The organism is Actinomyces sp. MRS3W (genome assembly GCF_032465695.1).
In the GTDB taxonomy this organism is placed as follows: domain Bacteria; phylum Actinomycetota; class Actinomycetes; order Actinomycetales; family Actinomycetaceae; genus Actinomyces.
The window spans coordinates 1-1,773 of sequence record NZ_JAWDJJ010000166.1 but is presented as its reverse complement, the minus strand read 5'-3'; the positions used below and the strand labels follow the sequence as shown (position 1 = coordinate 1,773).

Annotated in this window: 1 protein-coding gene; it reads right to left on the bottom strand. The window is 75.1% G+C overall.

Going from position 1 to position 1,773, the window contains the following annotated elements; genetic code table 11:
- Positions 1-105: 105 nt before the first annotated feature.
- The gene (locus tag RWX45_RS05945) at positions 106-1,701 is read right to left on the bottom strand and encodes a GTPase (RefSeq protein ID WP_316022844.1); all 1,596 of its coding nucleotides are present in this window, start codon (positions 1,699-1,701) and stop codon (positions 106-108) included.
- Positions 1,702-1,773: the final 72 nt, after the last annotated feature.

The following is a 1,773-nucleotide window of genomic DNA, read 5'->3' as shown; positions in this document are numbered from 1 at the left end:
CCGTGGGGCACTCGTCCAGGGCGGCGCGCAGGCGGGCGAGCCGCGCCTCGAGGTGGGCGGCGTCGAGCACGGTTCCCCCGGTGGGGGTAGCGGTCGGGTTTGAGGTCATGCGGTGGCTCCGGGGCGGGTGAACGGTGCGAGTTCGCCGGCGCGCAGTCGCAGCGCGGCGGCGAGCGAGGGTGCGGGGGCCAGTCGGCGGGCGGCACCGGCCGGAACCGCGGCGGCCAGCACGTCGGTGAGTGTCTGCGCCAGGGCGGCTTTGGCGTCGGTCGCCGCCTGCCCCAGCCCCAAGCGTGCGGCGGCGGCGCGGGCGCCCTCGATCCCGGCGGCGGCGGAGACCACCAGGTCGCAGGCGCCCTGCTGGGTCAGGCCCTTGGGCGGTGAGGTGATGCGGGCGCGTTGGTCGGCTGCCCAGGCGTCGACGACGGCGGTCGCATCCGCGCTGTCGGGCAGCAGTTCGCCGCTGCGTGCGCCGGCGCCGGCGGCCTCCCAGGTGCGGGCGGCGTCGTCATGCACGGAAACGAGCGCGGCCTCCAGGCGTGAGGCGATGGATTCACGGGCGTCCCCGGCGAGGGTGGCCAGGGCGGCCGCGCGGGCCTTGGCGGTGCGCCCGAACCAGCCGGACCGGAGCTTGCCGCCTTGGGCGAGGGGGGCGAGCGGCCCGCCGGAGGAGGCGAGCGTGACCCAGCGGGTGGTGGGGGCGCCCTGCCCGCAGGTGCCCCGCTCGACGTCGGTGCGCAGGTCGGCGCTGGGGGCGTCGAGGAGTTTGAGCGAGGCCGTCTCCAGGCGGGTGGCGGCGTCGTCCTGGGCGTCAATGTCGTCGGCGAGGGTGATGAGGTCCGCGCGCAGGCCGGTCCATAGTCCGCGGCCGGTGCGACGCACGAGCCCCGCGGCGCGATGGCGGCCGGCCAGCGCCCGCAGCCAGTCGCGCAGTTCCGCGACGGAGGCCTGGGGCAGCAGGCCCTCGTGGGGGCCGACGTCGGGGATGACGAAGAAGGGCGATTCGGCCAGGCCAAGCGTGTCCAGCCGCTCCATGAGGTCGCGGCGCACCTCGGCCAGGACCTTGGCGGGCACCCGGTTGAGGACGACGCCGATCGGGGTCTCCCGCCCGGCGGCCTCCTCCAGGGAAGCCCAGGGGGTGTGGTCGCCGTAGCGGGCGGCGGTGGTGATGAACAGCCACAGGTCGGCGGCCTCGAGCAGTCGGGAGGCGAGCGCCCGGTTGGTCTCCTGGACGGAGTCCAGGTCGGAGGCGTCGACGAGCGCCAGACCGGCCGGGACAGCGGCGGAGGTCACCGTCACGCAGATCCCGGCGACGGGGTGGTCGGTGAAGGCGTCGGCGTCCTCGGGGTTGACCACGAGGACGGGGGTGCGGGTGGTGGGGCGCAGCACGCCCGCGTCGGAGACTTCCTCGCCCAGGATGGAGTTGACCAGCGTGGACTTCCCGGCCCCGGTGGAGCCGCCGACGACGACGATCGCGGGGATGTCGGCGTCGACGAGCCGCGGCAGGACGTGGTCGCGGATCTGCGCGATAAGGCTGGAGCGCAGGCGGCGGGCGTCCTCCACGCCGTCCGCGCTCAGGCTGAGGTCGAGGTTCTCCAAGTCCCCCACGGTGTCGGTGAGGACGTCGATGAGCTGTGCGCGACTGAGCGCAGAGACGGGGACGTCTTCTCCGACGGGCAGCGGGGAAGCAGATGAGGCCATGCCACCACCTTAGGCGGAAGGCGGGGCGCAGCCGGTATCGACCCGCCTTCCGCCTAAGGTGGTGGCATGGCC